The following is a 26257-nucleotide window of genomic DNA, read 5'->3' as shown; positions in this document are numbered from 1 at the left end:
GCACCAAGATGAAAATGGTTATCATGTCGCCGTGCTGACGATCTCCCATCTCCAGGTGCGCTTCGGCCGGCACACCGCGGTCGACGACGTCAGCCTCGGTGTGGGTCCGGCCGAGGCGGTCGGCCTGATCGGTGCCTCCGGTTCCGGCAAGACCATGACCTCACTCGCCGTCCTGGGCCTGCTGCCGTCCGGCGCCCGTACCGGAGGCACGGTCACGGTGGACGGCCGCCCGGTGCTCGGCGCCGCCGCGCCGGCGCCGTCCCGGCTGTGGGGCCGGCGGCTGGCCCTGGTCGGCCAGGACGCCCTCGCCGCCCTGAACCCCCTGGTGACCGTCGGCCGCCAGGTGGCCATCCCGCTGCGGCGGCACCTCGGCCTGACCCGGCGCCCGCTCGCCGCGGCGGTCACCGAGATCCTGGACCGGGTCGGCCTGCCGGCCGAGACCCGCCGGGCGTACCCGGCACAGCTCTCCGGCGGACAACGGCAACGGGTGGCGATCGCGATGGCCACCGCCGGCCGGCCGGCCCTGCTGATCGCCGACGAGCCGACCAGCGCCCTCGACCCCACCACCCAGGCCGGAATCCTCACGCTGCTGGGCCGCCTGCCCGAGCACGGCACCTCGCTGCTGCTGATCAGCCACGACATCGCGGTGGTGAGTCAGATCTGCCACCGGCTCGTGGTGCTGCACCAGGGCCGGACCGTCGAACAGGGCCGGACCGCCGAGGTCCTGTCCGCACCGGCGCATCCACACACCGCCGAACTCGTCGCCGCCGCACGCGCCATGAGCCTCGAGGCGGTGGCGTGACCGGCATCCTGCTCGCCGCCACCGGCCTGACCCGGCGCTACCCGCAACCGCGGCCCGGTCCCCTGGCCCGGCGACCGGTACGCACCGTGCTGGACGACGTCGACCTGACCGTGTCGGCCGGTGACCGCGTCGGCGTCGTCGGCGCATCCGGCGCCGGCAAGTCCACCCTCCTGCGGCTGCTCCTGGCGGTGGAGGCGCCCGACGCCGGTGAGCTGCGCTTCCGCGGCCGGCCGGTCCACCCCGGACCGGCCGGCCGGCTGCGCTGGTTCCGTCGCCAGGTGCAGTACGTCCCGCAGGACCCGTACGGATCGCTGAGCCCGCGCCTGACCGTCGCCGACATCATCCGGGAACCGCTGACCTGTCTCGCCGTCCCGGGCGACCACGACTCCCGGGTGGACGAGGTGCTGACCGCCGTCCGCCTCGACACGGCGCTGCGCACCCGCCGGCCCGGCGAGTTGTCCGGCGGTCAGCGGCAGCGCGTGGCCATCGCCCGGGCCCTCGCGCCCGCACCGGCCGTCCTGGTCGCCGACGAACCGGTCAGCGCCCTCGACCCGCCGGTCCGGGTCGCGGTCCTCGACCTGCTCCGGGACCTCAGCACCGCCACCGGCGCCGCCCTGGTCCTCGTGGCGCACGACCTGCCGGCGGTACGCCGCGCCTGCGCCCGCGCCATGGTGTTGCACGACGGGCGCGTCGCCGAGGCCGGCGGCGTGCGGCAGATCTTCGACGAACCGCGGACGGCGGCGACCCGGGCCCTGCTGGCGGCCGTCCCCCGCCTGCCCGTGGCGGCCGCCCGGTGAGAGCCCTGCGCCGCTGGCTGATCCTCGCCGAGATCGCCGCACTGCCGCCCGTACCCCGGTTGCTGGTGCTCACCCAGCTGGCCTTCAACGTCGGCTTCTATCTCGTCCTGCCGTTCCTCGCCGACCATCTGGCCGACGACCTCGGCATGACCGCCGCCGTGGTCGGGCTGGTGCTCGGCCTGCGCGCCTTCAGCCAGCAGGGACTGTTTCTGATCGGCGGGCTCCTGGCCGACCGGTTCGGCGCCCGGCCCGTCGTGCTCGCCGGTTGTGCGGTACGCATCCTCGGATTCCTCGTCCTCGGCTTCGCCGGCACCCTGCCCGGCGTGCTCGCCGGCGCCTTCCTCACCGGGATCGCCGCCGCGCTGTTCTCCCCCGCGGTGGAATCCGCGCTGGCCAGCGAAGGCGGCCGGCCGCAGCCGGACGGCAGGGTTCCGCGCCGCGAGTGGTTCGCCATGTTCGCCGCCGCCGGCGAGGTCGGCGCGGTGGCCGGCCCGCTGCTGGGCGTACTGCTGCTCGGCGTCGGATTCCGGGCCGCCTGCCTGGCCGCGGCCGTGGTCTTCACGCTGATCCTGCTGATGCACGCCCGCCTGCTGCCGCGTGCACCCGGAGCGCACGCCGCCGACGGTCTCCGCGACGGACTGCGCGAGGTGGCCGGCAATCGGCGGTTCCTGGCGTTCACCGCCGCCAACAGCGCCTGCCTGCTGGCATACCACCAGATGTACCTGGCGCTGCCGCTCGAGCTCAGCCGGGTCGGTGCGGCCGGTGCGCTCGGCTGGCTGTTCGCGCTCGCCTCGGTGCAGGTGGTGCTCGGCCAGGTCCCGATGACCCGGCTGGCCGGGACCGTCCTCGGGGTGCGGGGGTCGCTGGCCGGTGGCTTCGCCGTGACCGCGGCGGCGTTCGCGGTGGTCGCGGCGGCGGCGCCCGGCGCCCGCACGGTCGGACCGGCGGTCGCCCTCGTCGTCCTGCTGACCTTCGGCCAGATGCTCATCACCCCGGTGGCCAACGACGTCGCGGCCCGCCTGGCCGGCGAACGCCGGCTCGGCACCTACTTCGGTGTGCTGTCCGCCGCGGGCGGCGTCGCCGTCCTCCTCGGCAGTGCCGCGACCGGCCGGCTGTTCGACCTGCTGCCGGCCGACGGCGCGACCGCCGCCGTGCCCTGGCTGGCGCTCGCCCTGGTGCCGGCCGCCGCCGCAGCGGCGATGTGGCGGCTCACCGCGACGACGCCCACCGATCAGACCCTTCCCTCCGGTACGAAAGGCCACCCGTGAAACAGCTCCTTGCCGCGACGACGCTCACCGCCCTGATCCTGGGCGGCACGACCGGGTGCTTCGCCGAGCCGGCACCGGCCGACGGCGGCGACCAGCGCCGGTTGCGGGTCGGCCTGGCCTTCGCGCCGAACGCGCGGATGTCACCGTTCACCGACGACGCCTCGCTGGTCACCCAGCTCGGCGTCACCGAAACCCTGGTCAACCTCGACCCCGACGGTACGGTGACGCCCGCCCTGGCCGAACGCTGGACGGTGACGAACCCGTCGACGGTCCGGCTGACGCTGCGCAGCGGCGTCACGTTCCACGACGGCACCGCCCTGACCGCGCAGCACGCCGCCGCCGCACTCCAGCACGCCACCCGGGCCAGGCCGGTGCCCAAGGCGCTCGCGCAGATCCGGCTCACCGCCACCGCGACCGACGACCGCACCGTGGAACTGCGGACGGCCGCGCCGGACCCCGTGCTGCTGCACCGCCTGGCCACCCCGCAACTGGCCATTCTGGCGCCGAGGGCCTACCAGAGCGACCCGGCCGGCCCCGACCCGATCGGCGCCGGCACCGGACCGTTCCGGCTCACCGCGGTGCGGGGCACGTCCGGCGCCACCCTGCAGCGCTTCGACGCCTACTGGGGCGGGGCGGCCCGGGTAGCCGGCGTCGACGTCCGCTTCCTGCCCGACGGCGCCGCCCGCGCCGGTGCCCTCCGCGCGGGCGAGGTGGACGTCATCAACGCGGTCCCGGTCGCCCAGCTGCCCCACCTCGGCGACCACCGTCTCGTCGAGGTACCCCTGCCGCGCACCGTGGGACTGCACCTGAACAGCACCGCCGGGCGCCCGTTCGCCGACCCTCGGCTACGAGCCGCGGTCCGCGCCGCGGCCGACCCGGCAGCGATCGTGGCGAGCGTGTACGAGGGTCGCGTCGACGTCGGCGCCGGCCTGTTCGGACCCGCGTCGGCATGGGCTGCCTCCGGTCGTACCGGCCGGCCGGCGACGGCGGCCGCGGTCCCCGCCGGCACGCGGATCACCCTGGCCACGTACACCGACCGGCCGGAACTGCCGGAGGCGGCGTCCGCACTGACCGCCGCCCTGACCGGACGCGGTTTCGCGGTGCGGACGGTGGTGCGGGAATACACCGCGCTGGAACCGGACCTGCTGGCCGGGCGCTTCGACGCGGTCCTGCTGACCCGCTCCTACCTGCTCGACACCGGTGACCCGATCGCCTTCCTCGCCTCCGACTTCGGCTGCGCCGGCAGCTACAACCTCGCCCGGTTCTGCGACCGCGCCTTCGACACCCGGGTGACCCGGGCCGGCGAACTCACCGAACCGGCGGCCCGGCAGAACGCCGCGCTGCAGCTGGAGGCGGATCTGATCGGCCGCGCCGTCGTCGTGCCGCTGGCCCACGAACGGGCCCGGATCGGCACCACCACCGACGTGACGGACGTGGCCCGGGACCCGTACGAACGCACTCTCGTCACCGCCCGCACGGCGCTGCGGTGACGCACATGCTCGGCACGCTGGGCCGGGCCGGCGCGCTCGCCGGCACCGCCGCCGGCCTGGCCCTGGTCGTCGCCGCGCTGCCCTGGCTGCGTGGCGACGACCCGGCCCGGTCGGTGCTGCGCGCCCGGCTGAGCGAACGCGAGCCGGATCGGGCCGCGCTCGACGCCGTCCGCGCCGAACTCGACCTGCCGGCCCATCCGGCGGCCGGGGCGGCCGACTGGTTGCTCGGCGCCGCGACCGGAGACCTCGGCCGGTCCTGGGTGGACGGCACCCCCGTCCGCGCCACCGTGGCCGCCGCCGCCGGAGCCTCGGTGACCCTGGCCGCGGCGGCCTGCGTGGTCGCGGTCCTCACCGCCCTGCTCCTGGTGGCGCCCGTGGCCTGGAACGCCGCCGGCACCGGCCGGCGGTGGTCGTCCGGTCCCCGGGTGATGGCCGCCGGCACCGCCGCGCTGCCGGAGTTCGTCCTGGCCGCCGTCCTGCTCACGCTGGTCGCCGTCCGGTGGCGACTCGCTCCGGCGGCCGGCTGGTTCGGTCCCTCCTACGTGGTGCTGCCGGCCCTGGCGCTCGGCGTGCCGACCGGCGGGATGCTGGCCAGGCTGGTGGTCACGGCGGTGGACACCACCGCCGCCGAAGCCTGGGTACGCACCTGGCGCACCGCCGGCTGTCCCCGGGCAACCCTGGCCGTCGCCGTCGCCCGCCGGGCCGGAACCGTGGTGGTGCCGCAGGTGGCGATCCTGTTCGTCGGCCTGCTCGGCGGCGCCGTCGCCGTCGAGGAACTGTTCGCCGTCCCCGGCGTCGGCCGCCTCGCTCTGCGCGCGGCCCTCGCCCAGGACCTTCCGGTGGTCCAGGGTTGCGTCCTCCTGCTGATCCTCGCGGGCGCCGTGATGGGTGCGGCCGGAGTCGCGGCGCACCGCGGTCTGCTCGGCCCGGCCGGCGCCGCCGGGCTGGTACCCGCGGCACCGGTCCGCCGCCCCCGGAGGTGGCGCATCCCGCTGGCGGTCGGCACCCTGCTCGCCGGCGCGGTCACCACCGGGCTGCTGCGCGACCCCGACCGCGTGCGCCTCGACCGGCGCCTCGGCGACCCGTCCTGGGCACACCCGCTCGGCACCGATCCCGTCGGTCGCGACGTCCTCGCCCAGTTCGGCAACGGCGCCCTGCTCACCATCGGCACGGCGGCGGCCGTCACCGCGCTCGCCCTGCTCGTCGGCCTCGCCGTCGGACTACGCGGCACCCGCGCCCGGGCCGGCGGCGCCGACGTCCTCAACGCCCTGCCCCCGGTGCTCGTCGGCCTGGTCATCGCGGCGGTCCTTGGACCCGGTCTCCTCCCCGCCGCCACCGCCGCCGCACTCGTCGCGTGGGTGCCCCTCGCCGTGCACACCCGCAACCTCGCCGACGAGACCCGGGCCGGCGGCCACCATCAGGCGGCCGTCCTCGCCGGTGCCGGCACCCGGTGGATCCTGCGCCGGCACCTGGTGCCCGCGGTCGCCGGACCGGTCGTCGTCCACGCGCTCACCCGGATACCGGGAACGGCCCTGGCCATCGCGGCCCTCGGCTTCCTCGGCCTCGGCGCCGGCCACGACACCGCCGAATGGGGTACCCAGCTCGCCGCCGCCGTCGACTACCTGGAACGCGCACCGACCGCGGTGGCGGCACCGGTGGCCGGCCTGACGCTGCTCGGCGTCCTCGCCGCCTACGCGCCGGAGGACGTCCGGTGACGACCCGGCCCCGCCAACCGGAGTCCGTACCACCGGCGCCGGGGAGGGACGCCGGACCGGACCGGGACCGGGCGGTTCACGGCGCGGCCGGCCGGCTGCGCAGGATGACGAACGGCACCACGGCCAGGGCGAGCAGCCCGCCGCCGATGGAGAGGGCGGCGTAACTGGTGGCGGCCATGACGACGCCGCTGGCGATGCCGCCACCGGCACCGGCCAGCGCGATGCACAGGTCGACGTTGCCCTGGATCCGGGCGCGGCGGTCCACCGGAGCCGCGTCGGTGATCATCGCGGTGCCGGAGACGAGGCCGAGGTTCCAGCCGAGGCCGAGCAGGATCAGGGCGAGGCACAGCAGCGGAACGGAGTCCTCCGGCGCGGCGGCGGAGACGAGCCCGGCGGCGAGCAGCGTGACGCCGGCGGCCACGGCGACCGGGACGCGGCCGATGCGGTCGACGAGGACGCCGGTGATCAGGGACGGCAGGTACATGGCGGCGATGTGCAGGGAGATGACCAGGCCGGTGGCGGACAGGTCGTGACCGTGAGCCCGCATGTGCACGGGCGTCATGGTCATCACGGCCACCATGACCAGCTGGGTGAGGACCATGGTGGCGGCACCGGCGGTGATGCCGGCGGACGCCGGACGCGGCGCCGGGGTCCCGGTGCCCGCGGCGGCCGGTGCGGGCTCGGTCCGCAGCAGGCGGGAGACCTGCAGCGGGTCGGGGCGCAGCAGCACGAACAGGATGGTGCCGGCGACGGCGTACGCGACGGTGGCCAGCGCGAACGGGCCGGCCAACGCCGGTAGCCCGACGCTTTCGGCGGCGCGGCCGGTGGCGGCGACGAGGTTGGGGCCGATCACCGCACCCACGGTGGTGGTGACGAGCACCGCGCTGACCGCCCGACCCCGGCGGCTCGGGCCGCTCAGATCCGCTCCGGCGTAGCGCGCCTGCAGGTTCGTGGCGGTGCCGGCACCGTAGACGAGCAGGGAGATCAGCAGCAGGACGACGCTGTCCAGGGCCGCCGCGGCGACGACTCCGGCGCCGCCGATCGCGCCGGCGGCGTACCCGGCGGTCAGGCCGGCGCGGCGTCCCAGGCGCTGCGACAGCCGCCCGACAGTGAGCGCGGCGGCCGCGGACCCGGACGTGTAGACCGCCGCCGGAAGGCCGGACAGCGCACTCGTACCGAGCATCTGCTCGGCGAGCAGGGCCCCGACGGTGACGCCCGCGGCCAGTCCGGCGCCGCTGAACACCTGCGAGGCCATCACCACACCCAGGGTCCGCTGCTGCAGTGCGAGCCGGGCCTCGGGGCTGTCGACGTAGCTGGTGACGGTCATCGGTGCACCGGTTCCTCGCTGTCCGGGAGGTGGCTCGCCCCCAAAGCGGTGCTCCGCGGACCGACCCACCGTAGCCCGCCGACCGGACGGGAAGCGGGTGCGGTGGCCATAGGGTCGACCCATGCCTGTCTCCCCCTACATCGCCAAGATGCGCGCCAAGATCGGGACGGACCTGCTCCTGCTGCCGGGCGTCAGCGCCGTCGTCCGGAACGACCGCGGCCAGGTCCTCCTCGCCCGCCGCAGCGACAACGGTCGCTGGTCCCTGCCGGCCGGCATCATCGATCCCGGCGAACAACCGGCGGACGCGGTCCTCCGCGAGGTGTTCGAGGAAACCGGTGTGCGGGCGGAGATCGAACGCGTCGGCGGTGTCGCCACCCACCCGGTGGTCTACCCGAACGGCGACTCCTGCGAGTACCTCAACGTGTGGTTCCGCTGCCGCGCGGTCGGCGGCGAACCGCGGGTCAACGACGACGAGTCCCTGCAGGTCGGCTGGTTCGACCCGGCCGACCTGCCCGCCGTCGACGACTGGTCGCACCTGCGGATCGACACCACCCGCCGGGCGGACGATCCGACGTGGTATGCGCCGCCGGGCGAACGGCACCCCGCGCTCGGCCGGCCCGACGCCATCTGAGCCGGCGGTCAGGCGCTGCTGCCGGGCTGCACCAGACCCGACTCGTACGCGTACACCACGGCCTGCACGCGGTCCCGCAGTCCGAGCTTGGCCAGGATCCGGCCCATGTGGGTCTTCACGGTCGCCTCGGCGACCTGCAGCCGGCCGCTGATCTCCAGGTTGGACAGTCCCTGCGCCACCAGGAGCAGGACTTCCCGCTCCCGGTCGGTCAGCTCCGGCCGGTCGGGAACGGCCGGATCCCGCGCGACGAGCCGGCCGGCGAAGCGGTCGAGGAGCCGCCGGGTCACCCGGGGGGCCACGACGGCGTCGCCGCCGGCCACCACCCGGATCGCGCTCAGCAGGTCGTCCGGTGGCACGCTCTTGAGCAGGAACCCGCTCGCCCCGGCCTGGAGCGCGGCGAACGCGTCCTCGTCCGTGTCGAACGTGGTCAGCACCAGCACCCGGGGCAGCGGGCCGGCGGCGCAGATCCGCCGGGTGGCGGTCACCCCGTCCAGCACGGGCATCCGCAGGTCCATCACGACGACGTCGGCGGGGGTCGTGCGCAGCAGGCGCAGCGCCTCGGCGCCGTCGCCCGCCTCGCCGACCACGGTGATGTCGTTCTGGTAGTCCAGGACCATCCGGAACCCGGCCCGGACCAGATGCTGGTCGTCGACCAGCACCACCCGGATCACGCCGCCACCGGGCGGGCGGCGGCGCCGTGGAGGGGGATGCCGGCGCGGACCCGCCAGCCGCCGTCCGGGTGGCGGCCGGCCTCGAACGTGCCGCCGTACAGGGCCACGCGCTCGCGCATGCCGACCAGGCCGTGCCCGCCGGAGTCGGTGGGCGGGCGGCCGGTGCCGGAGTCGGTCACCTCGATGTCGATGTGGTCCGGCCGGTAGTCGACGGTCACCGTGGCGACCGGTTCCGGGCCGGCGTGCTTCAACGTGTTCGTCAGCGACTCCTGCACGATCCGGCAGACCGCCAGGGCCACGCCGGCCGGCACGTCGGGCGGTGCGCCGCGCACGGTCAGGCCGGCCGTCACGCCGGCGTCGCGTGCCCGCTGCACCACGGCGGCGACCTGGTCCAGCGCGACCGGGGTGCGGTCGGACGTACCCGCGCCGTCGTCCTCTCCCCGGAGCAGCTCGACGAGTTGCCTGATCTCGGCCAGGGCGTCGCTGCCGGTGGCGCCGATCGTCCGTAACGCCTCGCGCGCCCGGTCCCGGTCGTGCTCCAGCGCGTACGCGGCCCCGTTGGCCTGCAGGATGATGACGGAGAGCGAGTGCGCCACGATGTCGTGCAGCTCCCGGGCGATCCGTGCCCGTTCCTCGGCGACCGCGATCCGCGCCACGTGCCGGCGTTCCCGCTCGGCGCTCAGCCGGCGTTCGGACGCGTTCCGCCGGAGCTGGCCGACGTACCGCACGCTGAGCGCCACGGCCCAGACCACGGACCCGAACACCAGGACCTGGCCGAGACCGCGCTCGAGGTCGTGGTACCTGATCGCCCACCGGTCGGCGCCGGTGTTGGCCTGCAGCGGCCACAGCAGGGTCGCGAACAGCCAGGCGCCCAGCCCGCCCGCCACCGCGCGCCGCAGCGTCGCCGCGTACACGATGACCGCGTACATCGCGGGGACGACCGTGAGCTGCAGCATGCCGCTGTGCAGCTTCGTGCCGCCGACCTCGATCGTCGCGGTCACCGCGGTGAGCACCGCCACGACGGCGAGGACGGTGAACGGGCGCCGCCGCCGCCACATCAGCACCGACCCGGCCAGCACGCCGAACAGCAGGCCGGCCAGCGGGAACCGGTGCCACCACCAGGTGGACAGGGCCGCGACCGAGCAGGACACCGCCAGGTCGGCCGGTAGGCCCCGGCCGCGGGCGGGTGCGGGCTGCGACATGCCGGTCAGCGTAGGGGTCTCATTCACTGCGCAGCTCCTGGACCCGCAGCAACCGGAACAGCAGCGGCAGGCCGGCGGCGGTCACGCACCCGACCATCACGCCCACCGTGGCGGTCATCGCGGCGATCGCCGGCCAGTCGAACGTGATCGGGCCCTCGGTGGCCGCGAGCAGCACGGCCGACAGGCTGCTGCCGATGAGGACCGCCAGCAGCAGCCCGACCACGGCCGGAACCGCGATCTGGTACAGCACCGACGCCGACAGCGTCCGCCGCCGGGTGCCCAGGGCGGCGAGTACGGCCAGCGGCCGGCGACGCTCGCGCAACTGCTCGGTCACGTCGACCAGCATGCTCGCCCCGATGAACAGCAGAAGCAGGACGGCGCAGGCGCGGGCCACCTGCCGTGCACCGCCGAACTGGTCGCCGATCCGCTGGTCGCCGAACAGCTGCAGGGGTGCGGTGGGGGCCAGCCGGGCCATGGTGTTGCGGACCCGCTCGACGGCGTCCGGGTCGGCACGGTCCAGCCGCACCAGGTAGCCGTCGATGCCCACGCCGCCCAGGTCCGGGTCGACCCGCAGCGCGGCGGGGGTCGCCAGGTACGACACCGGACCGATCTCGCCGGCGTACAACGGCACGGTGGGGAGGTCCGCGGGCACCGTCCACCGCACCAGCGGCCGCGTGTCGTCGACGCCGTACACGGGCGAGGTGGTCCCGGGCGGCAGCGCCGGGTTGTCCCAGCCGGCGTAGAAGCCCCGGAAACTGTCCCCGTCGGCGCAGGACGGCAGCGGCGCGTACTGCCGGAGCACGGCGCAGTCGCCCACCCGTACGCTCACCCCGGCCTGGTCGTCCGGGCCCGTGCGCAGGTCGCCGATGCCGGTGACCCGCACTTCCTCGACCCCCGCGGTGCCGGCCAGCGCCGCGGCCCAGCCGGTGCTGTCGGCCCCGTTGCGGTAGACGACCGCCTGGAACTCGTCGGCCGGCGGCTGCGCCCCGCTGGTGGCCGCCACCGACGCGCCGAGCAGGCCCTGGACGGCGATGATGCCGGCGACCGACACCGCGATGGCGGAGACCGAGCGTACGGCGGAGTCGCTGTCCAGTTGCAGACGGCGGATGCCGAGCTGCCACGCGACGCTGCCCCGGCCGAGTGGCCGGACCACCGCCTGCACGATCCAGGGCAGCAGCACGGAGACGCCGGTGAGCAGCAGGATCGCCCCCGCGGCGAGCTGGCCCCGGGTGCCCGGTCCGACGTCGTCGGGCAGCCCGCCGAGCAGGGGGTAGAGCAGCGCCACCCCGGCGCCGGGCGGGATCAGCCGCCACCAGAGCCGGCGGCGGCGGGCGCCGCTCTGCCGCACCACGCCCAGCGGCTCGATCACGACGCGGCGCAACGCGGACAGCGTGACCAGGACCGCGCCGGCCGGCACGAGCAGCAGGACCATGGCGAGCAACGCCGGTGCCGGGCGCAGATCGGCGAGGTACGGGCGGAAGTCGGCCGGCAACACGGCGCCGACCACCCGGCGCAGGCCGAGGAAGACCACGCCGCCGACGACGAGCCCGAGCGTCGCGCCGATCAGCGCGTCCCCGGCCGCGATCCGGCGGGTCATCCGGCTGTCCGCGCCGACCAGCCGGATCGCGGCGAGCTGCCGTTCCCGGCTCGCGCTGCCGAAGCGGACGGCCGTCGTCACGAACACCAGCACCGGCAGCAGCATGACGGCCGACCCGATGATCGCGAGCACCACGATCACCGGGTCCGTCCCGCCGGAACCGCCGCCACCGAACGAGGCGATCCGGGCCGCCCCGTCGTCCGTGCTGAGCGTGTCCGAGCCGAGGTAGAAGTACGCCTCGTCGGGACCGGAGAGCCCCGGCGGCGCGATCGTGCCGGCCACCCGCGCGGACCAGCGCTCGCTCAGCACCGCACCGCCCGGGCCGGCCAGCAGCCCGGCCAGGGCCGGCGAGACGAACAGTTCACCCGCCGCCGGGACCCGGGCCAGCCCGGGCGGCACCGGCGCACGGTCCCCGTCCGGGCGCAGGATCCGGCCCCGTACGACCTCGTCGCGGAAGCGGGTCGCGGTGGTCAGCGCCAGCATGGTGCCCGGTCCGGCCCGTTCGACGGTCGGGCCCATGGCGCGATCGGCCCGGCGTTGCTCGCGGGCCGCACCGGCGGTCGGTGCGGCCGCGAGGACCAGCAGCATTCCCACGCCGAGGCCGACCCCGGCCGCGATCAGGGCGAGCCGCAGCCGGCCGGGGCGCCCGCCGGACACGCTCAGCCGTACACCCAGGGCGAGGTCACCCAGCCAGGTGCTCCGGCCGCGGCCGGAAAGCGGCGCGGCGGCGCTCATCGGGCCTCCTCCGCGACGAGGACCCGCTGCCCCGGTCCCCCGGACGTCTGCCCGGGGCGCGTGCCGGCCACCCCGGCCACCTCCAGCTGGGCGAGCAGCCCGGCCGCCGGCCGCTCCACCCGCGCCCGCCGGACGCCGGGCAGCCGCATCAGCGCCAGCACCGCCCCCGGCAGGACCTGCAGCGATGCGCCGTTCAGGGCCCGGGTGACGCCGAACGACTTGCGCACGTCGTCCGCGACGCGCAGGGGTGACGATGGCACGGGAGGCTCCTGGTGGATCGTGGACGGGGACATCCACGACGCTAGGAACGGCGCCGGCTCCGTGCGTCCACCCTGATGATGGATCGTCGGGTACGACCTGAGTCGTACCTCGGGCGTCGCACGGTGGTCGTATCCTTCCGGCCATGACCGCGGCGTTCGACTCCTTTCGTCGCCGCTGGGCCGCCGTGATGGGCGAGAGCTTCCGGTTGCCGGCGTTCACCCCGTCCACCGCCGCCGGTTTCCGCGGCGCGATCCCGGTCGCCCGGGTCCACGACGTCGCCATCAGCAGCGTGCTCGACGCGTCGGCCTTCAGCACCGCGACGGCCCCGGAGGCCAGCGCCGGGAAGGCCCGCCTGTGGATCGTCCGCCGGGGCACCTGGACGCTGCGCGAGCGCCGGGGCGTCACCCGCACCGTGCGGGCCGGGGAGTTCCTCCTGCACCGTGGCGCACTGGAGCGGTTCGGCTCGGCACCGCACTCCAGTTCCCTGCACCTCGCGATGCCGGCCGGTTCCCTCGCCGCGCCGGTGACCCGCGGCTCGGTGCGGACCCCGGAGATCCGTCTGGTGGCGGCGCACGCCGAGATGGTGCGCGAGACGAGCACCACGCTCGGTCCCGCCGGGTTGCGGGCCGCCCGCGACACCCTGATCGAGTTGATCGAGGCCGTGCCGCGGGGGGTGTTCGACGACGCGGAACCCCTGCTGGCGCCGGCCCTCGCGGAGGCGGCCAAGCGGCTGGCCGACGACCGGCTGGCCGATCCCGACCTCTCGGCCGGGACGCTCGCGCGGGAGTTCAACGTCTCCGTGCGGACGCTCCAGCGCGCGTTCGCCCGCACCGGCGACGGCGTGGCGTCGTACCTGCGGGATCGTCGGCTGGAGCGGGCCCGGCGCGATGTCGCCGCGGGCGGCCTGACCATCACGGAGATCGCGGCCCGGTGGCACTTCGCCGACGGCAGCCACCTGAGTCGCGCGTTCCGGAAACGCTACGGTCACCCGCCCAGCGCCACGCCCCGGTGAGCCCGGTCAGCCGGCGGTGTACCGGTCGGAGAGGACCGGCGGGGTGTCGGCCAGGTCGTGGTAGTAGTAGTCCGCCTGGTCGCGCGAGACGTGCAGTTTCCAGTACTCCTCCGCGATGACGTCCGGCTCCGAGCCGGGGCGTCCCTGACCGATGTTCGCGGCGATCGACACGTGCGCGGCGAAGACCCCGCGGTCGGCCAGCCCGGCGTTCAGGTTCAGGGCATAGCTGCGCAGGGCGGAGACGGCGACGGCGACGTTCGCGATCTGCGGCACGACCATCCGGCTCGACACCGCGCCGGCGGTCAGCAGGATCGTGCCGGAGCCGCGCGCCAGCATGCCGGGCAGGACCTGGCCCACCGCCGCCACGCAGCCGTACAGGTGCAGCTCCACGTGCGGGACGAGCGACTCCACGGTCAGGTCCGCGGCGTCGACGAACGGTGCCTGCGCCAGATCGGAGGGCCTAGGCGTGGGCGAGAACTCCAGCGCCTCGATCGGGCCGAGCTGCTGCTCCGCGTCCGCCAGCGCCCGGCTCAACGCCGCCCGGTCGGTGATGTCCGCCGGGAAGACGCCCACCCGCACGCCGGAGATGCTCCCGGCGATCGACTCGAGCGCGTCGGGGTTCCGGGCGATCAACGCGATGTCGAAGCCCTCGGCGGCGAACCTTCGCGCGACGGCGCGGCCCAGCAGGGCACCCGCGCCGACAATGGCAAGCGTACTCATGGCGAGAAGACTAGGAAGATCAACTGGACCCGGGCTTGGATCGTGACGACAGGTTCCCGGGACATCCGCGACAGCCGGATCCCGCGAGGCGGTGCTGCCCGCGGTGGCCGCGCTGGAGGAGGCGCTGGCGCCGGTAACCGTTCCGCTCCGGGTCGACGGTGGGCACCGACGCCGGCCGCGCCGCCGACGTGCGGCGCGCACCCCGACCCGGCCGTCACCGGCCCCTCGCCGTCGCGCGCGGCGGGCGCGCGACGGGAGAGGTCCGGTGGACGGTCCGGGTCAGCGGACCGACGCCGCCACCGCGACGACCGTCTGCCCGTCGCCGGGCCCTGCCTTGCCGTTCGTCCTGGACACCGCGTGCAGCCTGCCCTCGGCGATCCGCAACCAACCCTGGTCCATGCCGACCACCGAATAGACCGGCATGCCATCCAGCGTCGTCGCCGTGTCCCGCAGGAAGAACATCAGGTCCCGGTGCAACGGGAAGACGGTCTGCTCCGCCGTGGCGAGCCGTCGCTGGTCGATCCGCGTGACCAGGATGGTCCGTGCGGCGGCCCCCTTGATCGTGTTCTTGACCTGGACCTCGTACAGCGCGATCGGCAGGCCCTCGGCCCCGCCCAGCTTGGCCGCGCCGTACAGCTCGCCCTCCGTCAGCCGGCCGTGTACGGCGGTCGCGCTACCGATCGCGACGGCGTCGGCGTCGGCGTCCAGCTCGGCGACGGAGGCATAGACCGGCCCGTCGAATATCGCCGATCGGGGCGCCTCGGCGCGGCTGCCGTCCCCACACGCGGCCAGGGAAAGGGAAGCCGCGAGGAGTGTCGTCAAAATTGTTGTGCGTCTCATGACCCCGCCTCGTCAGTAGATGTTCTGGACACCGATTACGTCGTCGTTCCACGGCGGCGACAACGGGCAGGAGAATTTCTCCGTCCCCTGCTCCATGACCGACGGGCGGCCGGCGCAATTCATTTCGACGTGATCGAGCCCGTATGCGTGCCCGAGTTCATGGACGGCGACGACGCTTTTCTGATACGTGGAGAAGCCATCCATCATGCGATGGTTGAATTCAATTTCCACGGTGCGCGGCCAGTAGCCGTTGGTGCATTCGGAGATCAGCGGTGTCGCGACCTGCGCCCACCAGGACTCCTGGCTGGTGAACGAGAACACGCGGATGTTCGCCCCGGTCTGCTGGACGCGGAACTGCCCCGGTGCCGGCGTGCGGTTCCACCGGTTCGCGGCGTCCACGGCCGCGTACCGGTAGGCCTCGGCCAGCGGCGCGCCGTAGGCGATGTTGATCGTCGGATCACTTCCGACGTACCGGCACCCGATCGGTGGCGGAACCGCGGCGCTCGCCACGCCGGGATTGAGGATTGATAATGCGGTTGTCGTAGCCACGACAACGGCGGACCACAGAATTTTGCGCACAGTGCACCCTTCCCACGTTTCCGCCTTCGGCAGACGTACGCGATTCATGTCGATGACACGGTCGTCCGTTACCTTTGCCGGACAAGATTGCGCATGCGCGACACGCACGGGTCACAATACTGGAGCTCCATTGGCACCCCGTGACTAACGTCAATGGATCGTAACAACAACGCACCACCATGTGTCAATGCAAACCTGCTCGAGGCAGAACGCATGGCGCCGCTTTTGCTGGAATGCGCAGGCCGGTCACCGTGTCGGCGAACGAACGCACGAGGCCGGCGGCGGCCGGTTCCGGGCACCGGTCCAGGAGGGCTCGCCGCCCGCCCCCGGCACCACGGCGGCCTCGTGGTGAAGCTCGGTCAGCGGAGCGGCATGCCGGAGATGGCGCGCGCGATGACCAGGCGCTGGATCTCCGACGTACCCTCGAAGATGGTGTAGATCTTGGCGTCCCGGAACATCCGCTCGACCGGATGGTCGCGCAGATAGCCGGCCCCGCCGAGGATCTGCACCGCCTTCTCGGTGACCGCGACGGCCACCTCGCCGGCCTTCAGCTTGGACATCGAGCCCTCGCCGGCGGTGAACCGGCGGTCGTTGCGGCCCATCCACGCGGCCCGCCACACCAGCAGCCGGGCGGCGTCGATCTCCGTGCGCATGTCCGCGAGGGCGAACGCGACGGCCTGGTTCTCGATGATCGGACGGCCGAACTGGACCCGGGTCTTCGCGTACTCCAGCGCGTATTCGTAGGCGGCGCGGGCGATGCCGATCGCCTGCGCGCCGACCGCCGGGCGGGACAGCTCGAACGTGCGCATCGCGGCCTGCCGGCTGGCCCGCCGGCCGGACCGGGCCCGGGCCAGCCGCTCGTCCAGGGCCTCCCGGCCGCCGAGCAGGCAGCTTCCGGGCACCCGGACGCCGTCCAGGAAGACGTCCGCGGTGTGCGAGGCCCGCAGGCCGAGCTTGCGGAGTTTCCGGGTGGCGGCCAGGCCGGCGGTGCCGGGCGGTACCACGAAGGCGGCCTGGCCGCGGGTGCCGAGCTCCGGGTCGACCGAGGCGGTGACCACGTGCACGTTGGCGATGCCGCCGTTGGTGGCGTACGCCTTCTGTCCGGTCAGGACCCACTCGTCCTTCGCCAGGTCGTACACCGCCCGGGTACGCATCGCGCCGACGTCCGAGCCGGCCTCCGGCTCGGTGGTGCAGAACGCCCCGAGCAGCGGGGCGGCCGCGTCACCGAAGCACTGCGGCACCCACTCGACGAGCTGCTCCGGGGTGCCGGAGCCGTAGATCGCGGCGACCGCGAGCGAGGTGCCGCTGATCGCCATTCCGATGCCGCCGTCGCCCCAGAACAGTTCCTCGTTCGCCAGCGGCAGCGACAGGCCGGTCGGATCGGACCACGCGCCGGCCAGGAACTCGAAACCGTAGAGGCCGATCTTCGCCGCCTCCTGGATCACCGGCCAGGGCGTCTCCTCGCGCTCGTCCCACTCGGCGGCGGCGGGGCGGACCACCCCCTCGGCGAAACCGTGCACCCACTCCCGCAGGTCCTGCTGTTCGGCGTTCAGATCGAGCCAGAACTCCATGATGGACACACCTCCGGCGCGGGCGGGGTCAGGACGAGCCGACCGACTCGCCGGGGCGGGCGGCCTCCGCATCGTCCGGGGACGGCGGCGCCGCGTGCCGGGCGCGGCGCCGGGACCCGGCCGGCACCTCGGCTCCGGACCGGCGCAGGCGGCGGACCGCCAGCACGATCCCGGCGGCCACCAGCAGCAGGCCCAGGACGGCCAGGCCGATCGGCGCGTACACGCCGACCAGGAGCAGCCGTCCCTGGTTGGCGCCGGACGTCTCGGCCGCCTTGCGGACCGTGTCGTCGGTGTACGTGAACACCGCGTCGAGGATCACCACCGACCGGCCGTCGCCGGCCACCAGCGACTTGTTCTGCCGTTCCTCCACCTTGATGAACTGGCCGGTGGTCGGTTCCACCCATACCGTGCGGGTGTTGCCGTAGTGCACCTCGCCCGCGGTGGCACCGCGCAGCAGTTGGCCGAGCAGCACCTTGAGCCGGTCCTCCGGCAGCCGCTGGCGACCGTCGCGGATCTCCTGGACGAACCGGTACGTCTCCAGCCCCTCGATCCGCTCGGTGCCCACGAACCGGGCCGGCCGGGTGGCGAGGATGTCGCGGTCGAAGATGTCGTAGGTCCTACGCTCGGTGCCGAACGGGAACTTGTACATGTGGCCGGAGTACTGCACGGTCTGCCGGTCGCTGCCGGTGTCCAGCCAGTGCTTGTTCCACGGCCGGGCCGCCCCGGTGCGCCGGTCCACCGCCAGCGACGTGCTGTACGCGCTCACCACCGCGTTGGTGTCGGTGCGCACCACCTCCTGGCCGGCCAGCCACACCATGGCGCTGCCGTCGAGCGGCCCCTCCAGGTCGGCGGTGGCCTTCGGGTCCGGCTGCACGGTCACCGTCGAGCGCAGCGTTCCGCTCTCCACCTTCGCGACGCCCTTGGTGATCTGCAGGAAGCGCGCGTCGGGCGCCTCGGCCACCGACTGGGTGAGTTTCATGTCGTACGGCAGCTGAGCGACCCGGGGCTCCACCACGAAAGCCAGGCCACCGGCGAACACCAGCGCGAGTACGCCGAGTCCGATCAGTACGGCGGCGACGACGCGGGACCTCATGGTGCCTCCACGGAATGACTCGGTGGTAACCTGCCGGCTGGCGGAAGGTTACTACTGAGTCACTTGTGAAGCGAGACCTGTTCGGAATCTGTTTGTTCGGCCTTTGTCGACGGTCCCGGACGGCAGCGGAGCACCGCCGTGAAGTTCCACGTCAGCGACTCCCGCAGCCCCGGCACCCGGGCCACCCACCGGGCCCACCACGGGTGGTAGCGCGGCAGCACGTCGACCACCGTGACCGTGCCGGCGCGGCGGGCCGCCCGGGCCCAGCGCATCGCCCGCGCCGCGCTGACCGGGAACAACGTCTCACCGAAGCGGTTCTTCGGCTCGCGGCCGTGACGCCGCAGGTAGCGCCGCCGGGCCCGGTCGCCGCCGAGCAGATGCCAGGGCGCGGTCTCGTGCCCGCCCCACGGCGACAGCCACGGCGTGAACGACACGAAGACCGTGCCGCCCGGGCGGGTCACCCGGACCATCTCGTCGAGCATCGCCTCCGGGTCCGCGACGTGTTCCAGCACGTTGGACGAGTAGCAGACGTCCACCGCGCCGGACCGGACCGGCAGCGCGGTGCCGCTGCCGCGCACCATCCCGGCGACCGCGGCACCGGCCGCGGCGAAGTCCCCGACCGCCGGATCGACGCCGACGTACGCCGCCCCGGCACGCCGGAACTCGGTCGCGAAGTAGCCGGGACCGCCGCCCACGTCGAGCACCCGGGCACCGGCCAGGTCCACATACGACCCGAGCTGGCGCACCGAGTCCACGGCGAGCAGCGAGTAGAACCGGTCCGGGTCGGTCTGCTCGACCAGGAAGGCCCGGAACAGCCGGACCGAACGGGTCAGCGTCGCCCGGTGCGGCACCGCGACCGGCCCGTCCGGCGGTGCCGTCTCGGGTGGCCGGCCGGCCGCGGGCGCGACACCGGCCGCCACGGCACCGGCCGCCGCCAGCAGGGCCACCTGCACCACCGCGCCGTACGCCCACTCCTGCCCGTGGCCGAGCAGGCGCCCGGCGACGGCCACCGCGACGCCGGCCAGGGCACAGCCGAGCACCAGGTAGGGCAGCGCGCCGGGCCGCAGCTGCCGCACGATGAGCGCGGCCAGCAGCAGGGCCGCGCCGGCCGCGCCGCCGAGCGCGACCGCCAGCCCCAGCAGCGGCAGCACGATCCACCAGCCACCACCGGGTACGGCCCGCGGCGGGCGCGGCGCCACCCCGGGCGCCGGGTGGCGGCGCCGCGCCGGCACGAGTGCGGCCAGCCCGGTCAGCAGCACGCACGCCGCACCGGCCGCGAGCCCGCCGCGGTACGGGCCGTCCGGGGTGAACCGCAGCGTGACCGTGCCGCCCGCGCCGGCCGGTACGACGAACGCCTGCTGCCAGCCGTCCACCCGCGCCGGGCGCAGCCGCCGGCCGTCCAGGGTGGCGGCCCAGCCCGCGTTGAGGTTCTCCGGCACCACGAGCAGCGCCGCGGGTCCGGCGCCGACGGTCACCTGCCGCCGGGCCGGTTCCCACCGCTCGACGGCGACCGGGCGGGGGCGTACGGCCGGCGGGGTGGCCGCGGCGCCGTCGCGGACCAGCGCCGCCGACTCCATCACGAATCCGGCCGACGGCACCGTCCGCAGCCGGTGTTCGCCCGCGGCGAGCTGCACGGACTCGCGGGCGAAGTCGTCGCACACGCGGACCCGCAGCGGACGGCCGGCCCGGACGTCGGCGAGCGTGCCGGAGACCGACGTCGGGTAGTCCACGCCGTCGATCACCACGCCGGGCCCGGTGCCGCACGGCGCCGCGAGCGGGGTGCCGCCGGCGGCCGGCGCGAGCCGGCCGCGGAGCGCGGGCACCTCGATCTCGGCGGCCCCGGCCGGGGCCGGCCAGCCCCGGCCGCGCAGGTCGGCGACGACCGGTTCGGTGGTGGTGATCGCGATCTCGATCCGGTCGGTCCGCACCCGGGGGAACCGCACCCATCCGTCCGGGCCGACGTCGGTGACCGTCTCCCCGGCCGGCGTGCGCAGCAGCACCCGGGACGGCCGCGCCGCGGCCGGCGGGGCCGGCGCGACCAGCCGGATCCGGTCCAGCGAACGGGTCCCGGCCCAGGACAGCCGCAGCGTCGGGACGGGGTCGGTCGGTTCGGCCAGCCACGCGGTGGCCGGGTCGCCGTCCACCGCCGCGTGCGCGCCGGCCGTGACGTCGCCGGTGAGCACGGTGGACGCGGACGCGCGCACCGGCCGGGCCAGCGGCAGCGTGCCGCCGGGCCGGGGCAGGGCGGTCAGCCGCAGGTCGTAGGCGGCGTCCCGGGGGGCCACGAAGAAGCGGTCCAGGCCCAGCGGCTCCTCGCCGGCGCGGGCCAGGAACTGGTCGCAGCGGACGCCCCCGGGATCGGGCAGGCAGGCGCCGCGCTGCTGGGGCGCACGGCCGAACGCGTACACCGGCGACGTCCCGGCCGGGACGTCGGCCGGTGCGCGCAGGCCGCGCTGCGCGGCCAGGCCGGCGATGCCGAGTTCGCGCAGCGCGACGCCGCCCTGGTAGCCGTCGCGCAGGGCCAGCACGGTCACCCGGACCGTGGTGGTCAGGCCGGGCAGCGTGGCCAGCCGGTGCGGGCCGGCGGTGGCCGGCACCGCGCGGTCCACCACGCCCTGGTCGGTGGTCACCCGCACCACGCCGACCGGCGCCGCCAGCCGCAGGTCGTCGGCGAAGTCGACGGTCACCCCGGTGATCCGCCGGGGGGTGTCCAGCACGACCTCCAGCCACTGCCCGGCGCCCGGCAGGTAGGGGTCGGAACGCCAGGCGGTCGCCGGGTCGCCGTCCAGGGCCGCGAACGGCAGTGCGGACACCTCGGTCGCGCCCACCGAGTCGGCGAAGCTCGCCCCGCTGGACGCCTCCACCGACCGGATGCCCTGGTAGGCGGCGACCGTCTGGTGCCCGTCCGCGCGGAACGGCAGCAGGTCGCTGCGGACCCGGCCCTGGCGGGTGCGCTCGTCGGCGGAGAGGGTGTGGCTGACGTTGTCGCGCATCCGGCCGATGTTCAGCTCGCGCCGGCGCAGCCCGTCGGTGACGATCCGCGGACCGGCCGCCTCCGGCGCGCCGAGCGGGCCGGCGGCGTCACCGGCCAGCAGCACCGGTTGCCGGCCGTCGATCAGTCGCTGTTCCAGCACCCCGAGCAGCGACTCCGGGCCGCCGCTGAGCACCGGCACGTCGGCCAGCGCGGTCGCCGACACGGCCGGCACCGGACGGTCCACCGCGAAGATCTCGATCGAGGGTACGGACACGCCCGCGTCGACCGGGCTGGGCGCCGCGCCGCCGGGGCCGACCCGCGGGCCGAACGCGGCGGCCGGAACCAGTCCGGGCGAGCCGGCGACCGCACGGCGTACCACCGCGATCGGCGGTGCGCCGGAGGCGAGGCGGTCCAGGTCGTGCCGGAGGAGCAAATAACGGTAGCCGGAGCGGGCGAGCAGGTCGGCGAGCGCCGGTGACCCGCGGCCCTGGGCGAGCACCGCCTCCACCGTGTCCATCAGGCGGATGTTGCCCTCGGAGCCGAGCGGGATCTGGTGCCGGGTGGCCCAGGGCGCACCGGCCAGCGGCTGGATCGGTTCGTCGACCGTGCGGCCCCAGGTGTGCTGGGCGAATCCGGAGCCGGGCACGACCAGCGTGCGGGCCTGCGGGTCCTGCGCGGCGAGCCACGCGGTCGCCTGACTCCAGTGCGCCGGCACGGCCGGCCAGCCGGGCCCGGGACGCAGCAGGAGCAGCCAGGCCGGCGCCGTCGCGGCGACCAGCAGCAGCGCGATCACCGGGGCGGCCGGCAGCCGCACCGGCCGGCGGACCAGGACCCGGCTCGCGGCGTGTGCGAGGCCGAGCACCAGGGGCAGCCGGAGCACCGGCTCGAACTTGTGCACGTTGCGCAGCGGCGCGAGCGGGCCGTCGAGCAGGTCCCGGACGTACGGCGCGAACGGGCTGTCCAGCGCGCCGACGTAACCCATGGTGAGCAGCGTCAGCCCGGTCAGCGCGCCGATCACCAGGAACCGCCGCTCGGGCAGTCCGCGCAGCGCCAGCCCGGTCAGGCCGGCCGCGGCGACCAGGGCGGTCGCGGCCATCAGCGCCGGGTGGTCGACCAGCACCCAGCCGGCCGGCCACCACGGCTGGCCCTGCACGACGTACCCGCCCCACTGGTTGGTGCCGCGGACCGCCTGGAACAGCGAGGTGACCGCGGTGGTCGTGGTGGCGGACTCGATGTAGTCCAGGAACGGCAGGCTGTACCGGCCGAACAGCAGCAGCGGGGCGATCCACCACAGACTGACCGCGACCACGCAGGCGCACCACCAGGCGGCGAGCGCGGCCAGGTGGCGGTCCCAGCGCCGGGTGACCAGCCACAGCCCGGGCAGCACCAGCGCCATCACCACCGCGGCGGCGTTGATCCCGCCCATGCCCAGCACCGCGAGGGCGGACAGCGCGGCGGCCCGGCGGGGCGAGCCGATCCGGCGCGCGGCGACCAGCGGCAGCAGCACCCAGGGCAGCGCGACCACGGGAAGCATCTCCGAGGACAGCGGGCCGATCTCGGTGAGCATCCGCGGCGCCAGGGCGTAGCCGAGCGCGGCGACCACCCGTCCCGGCCCGGTGCCGATCCGCAGCGCCCCGGCCAGCAGCAGGACACCCAGGTACGCGGCGCACAGCAGCAGCGCGCACCAGGCCCGCTGGGTGATCCACGGGGGTACGCCGAGCAGGTCCCCGGCGGTGAAGAACGGTCCCATCGGGAACAGGTAGCCGTACGCCTGCTGCTGCAGTTCGCCGGAGGTGGCCTGCGGGTTCCACAGGTGCAGGGCACGGGCCAGGAAGCCGGCCGGGTTCTCGGCGAGGTCCAGTTTGGTGTCGAAGGTGGTCCGGCCAGGGCGCTGCAGGAAGGCGAGCACGACCAGCAGCAGCGCCCCGGCGGGTGCCAGGTAGCGGCGGCGGGTGCCGGCCGGCGCGGCGGGCGGGGCGGCGGCCGGGGCCCGGTCCCGGACGGCGGCGGTCATCGGCGGCACTTCGGCGGCAGGCAGCTGAACTCGGCCAGCGCGGTGAAGAAGATCTGCCGGATCCCGGACGGCCGTTCGGTCAGCGCCACCCGCCCGCCGGTGGCCGTCGCGATCTCCCGCAGCTCGGCCGGGTCGATCTCCGGGCCGACGCCGATGAACAGGATCGGCACCGGCCGTTTCCGGTCGACCAGGCCACGCAGCTCGCGCAGCAGCTCGGCGCGGGTGATCCCGCTGGCGTTGTCGTCCTTGCCGTCGGTCAGGATCAGCACCATGTTGATCCGGCCCGGGGTCCAGTTGCGGGTCGCGTCCCGGTACGCGGCCAGCGTGGTGTCGTAGAGGCCGGTCGCGCCGTCCGGTTCGACCCGCATCCGGCCCAGCTCGGCCACGATCTCGGCGCGCCGCGGCCCGACCGGCCCGACCGGCACCACCTCCCGGTGGTCGCGGTCGCCGTCGAGGTCGGTGGCGAACGCCCAGATCCCGATCTGGCTCGTGCCCAGCAGCAGCCGCGCCCCGCCCTGCGCGGCCTTCACCGTCGCGGACAGCCGGGTCTCGGTGGAGCCGGGCACCTGCGCGGCCATCGAGCCGGAGACGTCGAACACGGCCAGCATCCGCGCGCTCAGGTGCACACCGCCCCACGCGTTCAGCAGTGCCACGGCGTCCGCCTCGGCGGGCATCCGGCGGGGCGGGTAGACGCCGGTCCGGACCCGGGTGTCCGCCGGGACGCCGGCCGGCGGTGCGCCGAGCGGGGTACGCAGGCCGTGACCGGTGACCGCGGCGGCGCCCTCCGCGGCGAGCAGCGCACGCAGGAAGGCGGTGGCGCCGGCCCGGCCCGGCCCGGTGGTCAGCACCGCGTACGGGTAGTCCGGTCCGGGCACCGTGGCGGGCGGATAGACCGCCACCTGACGACGGCCGGCGGCGGCACCGAGCAGCACCCGCTGCTCCGTGCTGACCACGGCGGACTCGCCGGTGCCGGGCCCGGCCGGCGGGGGCGGCGACTCCCCCGGCGGCGAGACGGTCCGCGGGGCGAGACGGCGCATGATGGCCGCCGCCCCGGCCGCGGTGGTGTCCGGATCGGACGCCCGGGCCAGGCCCCGGATGCCGACCAGCGCGCCGAAGCCGACCGGGCTGGTCGCCGGGTCGGGCAGCACCACCGGCAGCGGCGGCTTCCGGCCGGCGACCAGCACCCGCCAGCCGAAGGCGCGGTCGGCACCGCTCCGGACCGCGCGGCGCTGCCCGGCCAGCCGGGCCGCCGTCCGGGCGTCCAGGGCGAGCACCACCGGGGTGGACGCCACCGAGACGCCCTCGGCCGGGACCTGGAACGCGCCCGCCGCGCGGGCCCGGCGCAGCCACAAAGTGGACTCCGGCAGCCACGCGTCGGGGGCGGTACGGGCCAGGTCGCGCAGCACGTCCGCCGACTCGCGCGCCTCGACCAGCACGTCCAGGCAGCGTTCCCGGGCCGCGAGCCGGCCGGCGATCCGGCGGGCCGGCTCGGCGATGCTCGGCGCCGTCACGACCCGCAGCGTGGTCCGCTCGGCGCACGGCGGCTCCCGCCGGGTGCGCTCGAGGTAGGCCGCGGACCCCCATCCGCCGAGGACCGCGACCAGCGCGACGCTCAGCAGGACCACCGGCCAGAACTCCGGCCGGGCCCGCAGGTCACCGTCGGCCACGCGATTCTCCCTTGTGACGTCACCGTTGCGGATGCTCGTGGGGGTGCCCTACTGTGACGCGACCGCGAATCGTACTCGCAAGTAGGGGTGCCGAGTAGACCATGTCCGAAGCCTGTGGTGGTCGCGTTCTGTTCCTCAACTGGCGGGACACCACGCACCCGGAAGGCGGCGGATCGGAGGTCTACCTGGAGCGGGTGGCGGCCGAGATGGTCGCCCGCGGCTACCGCGCCACGCTGCTGTGCCAGGCACACGGCACGGCGCCGGCCGAGGAGACCACGTCGGACGGCATCCGGATCGTCCGGCGCGGCGGCCGGCACACCGTCTACCTGTTCGCGGCCCTGCTCTACCTGGCCGGGTGGGTCGGGCTCGGACCGCTGGCGCACCGCCGGCACGGGCGGACGGACCTGATCGTCGACGTCTGCAACGGCATGCCGTTCCTCAGCCGGCTGTACGCCCGCTGCCCGGTGATCTCGCTGGTCCACCACGTACACCGGGAGCAGTGGCCGGTGGTGTTCGGCCCACGGGTGGCCCGGATCGGCTGGTGGATCGAGTCCCGGCTGGCCGTACGCGTGTACCGCCGCTGCCGGTACGTCACGGTCAGCGAGTCGACCCGCGGCGAGCTGGTCGGCCTGGGCGTCGACCGCGGCCGGATCACCGTGATCCACAACGGAACGCCGGAGGTGGTCGGGCCGCGGGTGCCGCGTACCCCGCATCCGAGTGTCGTCGTGCTCGGCCGGCTCGTCCCGCACAAGCGGGTGGAGCTGGCGCTGCGGGCGACCGCGCTGCTGGCCACCGAACTGCCCACCCTGGAGCTGGTGGTGGCCGGGCACGGCTGGTGGGCGGAGCGGCTGCGCCGGCTCGCCGCCGACCTGGGCATCGAGCAGCGGGTACGGTTCACCGGCTTCGTGTCCGAGGAACGCAAGCACGAGCTGCTCTGTGGCGCCTGGCTGCTGCTCCTGCCCTCGCTCAAGGAGGGCTGGGGGCTGACCGTGGTGGAGGCCGGCGCGCGGGGCACGCCGTCGGTCGCGTTCCGGTCCGCCGGTGGGGTCGTCGACGCCATGGCCGACGGGGAGACCGGCGTGCTGGTGGAGGACGAGTTCGCGTTCTTCCAGGCGATCCGGTCACTGGTGCTGGACCCGCAGCGGCGTGCCGGGATGGGTGCCGCGGCCGCCGCGTACGCACGGCAGTTCACCTGGGCGATGACCGGCGCGGCGTTCGCCCGGGTGGTGGCCGCCGAACTGCCCGCGGCGCGCCCGGCGCCGGCGGATCAGCGGGTGCCGTAGACCTGGGT

Annotated in this window: 20 protein-coding genes; 8 read left to right on the top strand and 12 right to left on the bottom strand. The window is 75.2% G+C overall.

Features of this window, described 5'->3' with window-relative positions; all coding sequences use genetic code 11:
* Positions 1 to 31 precede the first annotated feature (31 nt).
* Genes LDL48_RS04085 through LDL48_RS04065 form a run of 5 tightly spaced genes read left to right on the top strand, consistent with a single transcriptional unit; the run spans position 32 to position 6072 of the window.
* A complete protein-coding gene (locus LDL48_RS04085) occupies positions 32 to 802 on the top strand; it encodes an ABC transporter ATP-binding protein (protein ID WP_225253617.1) in 771 nt (256 codons plus the stop codon).
* Positions 799 to 1599 carry an ABC transporter ATP-binding protein gene (locus LDL48_RS04080; protein WP_225253616.1) on the top strand — a complete coding sequence of 267 codons (801 nt, stop codon included), beginning with the start codon at positions 799 to 801 and terminating at the stop codon, positions 1597 to 1599. The genes LDL48_RS04085 and LDL48_RS04080 overlap by 4 nt, the downstream gene beginning before the upstream one ends.
* The gene (locus LDL48_RS04075) at positions 1596 to 2867 is read left to right on the top strand and encodes an MFS transporter (protein ID WP_225253615.1); all 1272 of its coding nucleotides are present in this window, start codon (positions 1596 to 1598) and stop codon (positions 2865 to 2867) included. The genes LDL48_RS04080 and LDL48_RS04075 overlap by 4 nt, the downstream gene beginning before the upstream one ends.
* Positions 2864 to 4357, top strand: a complete 1494-nt coding sequence (locus LDL48_RS04070) for an ABC transporter substrate-binding protein (protein ID WP_225253614.1) — start codon at positions 2864 to 2866, stop codon at positions 4355 to 4357. The genes LDL48_RS04075 and LDL48_RS04070 overlap by 4 nt, the downstream gene beginning before the upstream one ends.
* A gap of 5 nt (positions 4358 to 4362) precedes the next feature.
* Entirely contained in the window at positions 4363 to 6072 is a 1710-nt protein-coding gene (locus LDL48_RS04065; RefSeq protein WP_225253767.1) for an ABC transporter permease subunit, read from the top strand.
* Between the two features lie 76 nt (positions 6073 to 6148).
* Here the strand turns inward: LDL48_RS04065 and LDL48_RS04060 are convergent, their stop codons facing one another.
* On the bottom strand, positions 6149 to 7399 hold the full coding sequence (locus LDL48_RS04060; RefSeq protein WP_225253613.1) for an MFS transporter: 1251 nt from the start codon (positions 7397 to 7399) through the stop codon (positions 6149 to 6151).
* A 121-nt stretch (positions 7400 to 7520) separates the two neighbouring features.
* Here LDL48_RS04060 and LDL48_RS04055 point away from each other — a divergent pair, with 121 nt between their 5' ends.
* Positions 7521 to 8030, top strand: a complete 510-nt coding sequence (locus tag LDL48_RS04055) for an NUDIX hydrolase (RefSeq protein ID WP_225253612.1) — start codon at positions 7521 to 7523, stop codon at positions 8028 to 8030.
* 8 nt (positions 8031 to 8038) lie between these two features.
* On the opposite strand, the gene LDL48_RS04050 is transcribed toward LDL48_RS04055, so the two are convergent.
* The 4 genes from LDL48_RS04050 to LDL48_RS04035 are packed head-to-tail and all read right to left on the bottom strand — an operon-like array spanning position 8039 to position 12495.
* On the bottom strand, positions 8039 to 8701 hold the full coding sequence (locus LDL48_RS04050) for a response regulator (RefSeq protein ID WP_225253611.1): 663 nt from the start codon (positions 8699 to 8701) through the stop codon (positions 8039 to 8041).
* Positions 8698 to 9930, bottom strand: coding sequence for a sensor histidine kinase (locus LDL48_RS04045; protein WP_225253610.1), 1233 nt, complete (start codon positions 9928 to 9930; stop codon positions 8698 to 8700). The genes LDL48_RS04050 and LDL48_RS04045 overlap by 4 nt, the downstream gene beginning before the upstream one ends.
* Positions 9923 to 12235 (bottom strand): FtsX-like permease family protein, encoded by a 2313-nt coding sequence (locus LDL48_RS04040; RefSeq protein ID WP_225253609.1) that lies wholly within the window; start codon positions 12233 to 12235, stop codon positions 9923 to 9925. Before LDL48_RS04040 ends, LDL48_RS04045 begins: the two co-directional genes overlap by 8 nt.
* Positions 12232 to 12495 carry a P-loop NTPase family protein gene (locus tag LDL48_RS04035; protein WP_225253608.1) on the bottom strand — a complete coding sequence of 88 codons (264 nt, stop codon included), beginning with the start codon at positions 12493 to 12495 and terminating at the stop codon, positions 12232 to 12234. Before LDL48_RS04035 ends, LDL48_RS04040 begins: the two co-directional genes overlap by 4 nt.
* Positions 12496 to 12638: 143 nt before the next feature.
* Between LDL48_RS04035 and LDL48_RS04030 the strand changes: the two genes are divergently transcribed.
* On the top strand, positions 12639 to 13508 hold the full coding sequence (locus LDL48_RS04030) for a helix-turn-helix domain-containing protein (protein ID WP_225253607.1): 870 nt from the start codon (positions 12639 to 12641) through the stop codon (positions 13506 to 13508).
* Between the two features lie 6 nt (positions 13509 to 13514).
* Here the strand turns inward: LDL48_RS04030 and LDL48_RS04025 are convergent, their stop codons facing one another.
* The 7 genes from LDL48_RS04025 to LDL48_RS03995 form a co-directional block, all read right to left on the bottom strand.
* Positions 13515 to 14228, bottom strand: a complete 714-nt coding sequence (locus LDL48_RS04025; RefSeq protein ID WP_225253606.1) for an SDR family NAD(P)-dependent oxidoreductase — start codon at positions 14226 to 14228, stop codon at positions 13515 to 13517.
* Positions 14229 to 14507: 279 nt separating this feature from the next.
* Complete coding sequence (locus LDL48_RS04020) at positions 14508 to 15068, bottom strand: hypothetical protein (protein ID WP_225253605.1); 561 nt, start codon at positions 15066 to 15068, stop codon at positions 14508 to 14510.
* Between the two features lie 12 nt (positions 15069 to 15080).
* Positions 15081 to 15755 (bottom strand): matrixin family metalloprotease, encoded by a 675-nt coding sequence (locus LDL48_RS04015; protein WP_225253604.1) that lies wholly within the window; start codon positions 15753 to 15755, stop codon positions 15081 to 15083.
* 251 nt (positions 15756 to 16006) lie between these two features.
* Positions 16007 to 17221, bottom strand: a complete 1215-nt coding sequence (locus LDL48_RS04010) for an acyl-CoA dehydrogenase family protein (protein ID WP_225253766.1) — start codon at positions 17219 to 17221, stop codon at positions 16007 to 16009.
* A 25-nt stretch (positions 17222 to 17246) separates the two neighbouring features.
* Positions 17247 to 18311 carry a cell envelope lipid trafficking protein PgfA gene (gene pgfA / locus LDL48_RS04005; RefSeq protein ID WP_225253603.1) on the bottom strand — a complete coding sequence of 355 codons (1065 nt, stop codon included), beginning with the start codon at positions 18309 to 18311 and terminating at the stop codon, positions 17247 to 17249.
* Positions 18312 to 18370: 59 nt separating this feature from the next.
* Positions 18371 to 23299: an alpha-(1->3)-arabinofuranosyltransferase domain-containing protein gene (locus LDL48_RS04000; protein ID WP_225253602.1), complete on the bottom strand. Its 4929-nt coding sequence runs from the start codon at positions 23297 to 23299 to the stop codon at positions 18371 to 18373.
* Positions 23296 to 24966 carry a substrate-binding domain-containing protein gene (locus LDL48_RS03995; RefSeq protein ID WP_225253601.1) on the bottom strand — a complete coding sequence of 557 codons (1671 nt, stop codon included), beginning with the start codon at positions 24964 to 24966 and terminating at the stop codon, positions 23296 to 23298. Before LDL48_RS03995 ends, LDL48_RS04000 begins: the two co-directional genes overlap by 4 nt.
* 101 nt (positions 24967 to 25067) lie before the next feature.
* On the opposite strand from LDL48_RS03995, the gene LDL48_RS03990 reads away from it, so the two are divergent.
* On the top strand, positions 25068 to 26249 hold the full coding sequence (locus LDL48_RS03990) for a glycosyltransferase family 4 protein (protein ID WP_225253600.1): 1182 nt from the start codon (positions 25068 to 25070) through the stop codon (positions 26247 to 26249).
* The last annotated feature ends 8 nt before the right edge of the window (positions 26250 to 26257 follow it).

This window comes from Jidongwangia harbinensis (assembly GCF_020216025.1).
Lineage (GTDB): Bacteria > Actinomycetota > Actinomycetes > Mycobacteriales > Micromonosporaceae > Actinoplanes > Actinoplanes harbinensis.
This window is presented reverse-complemented; position numbering and strand designations above follow the sequence as displayed.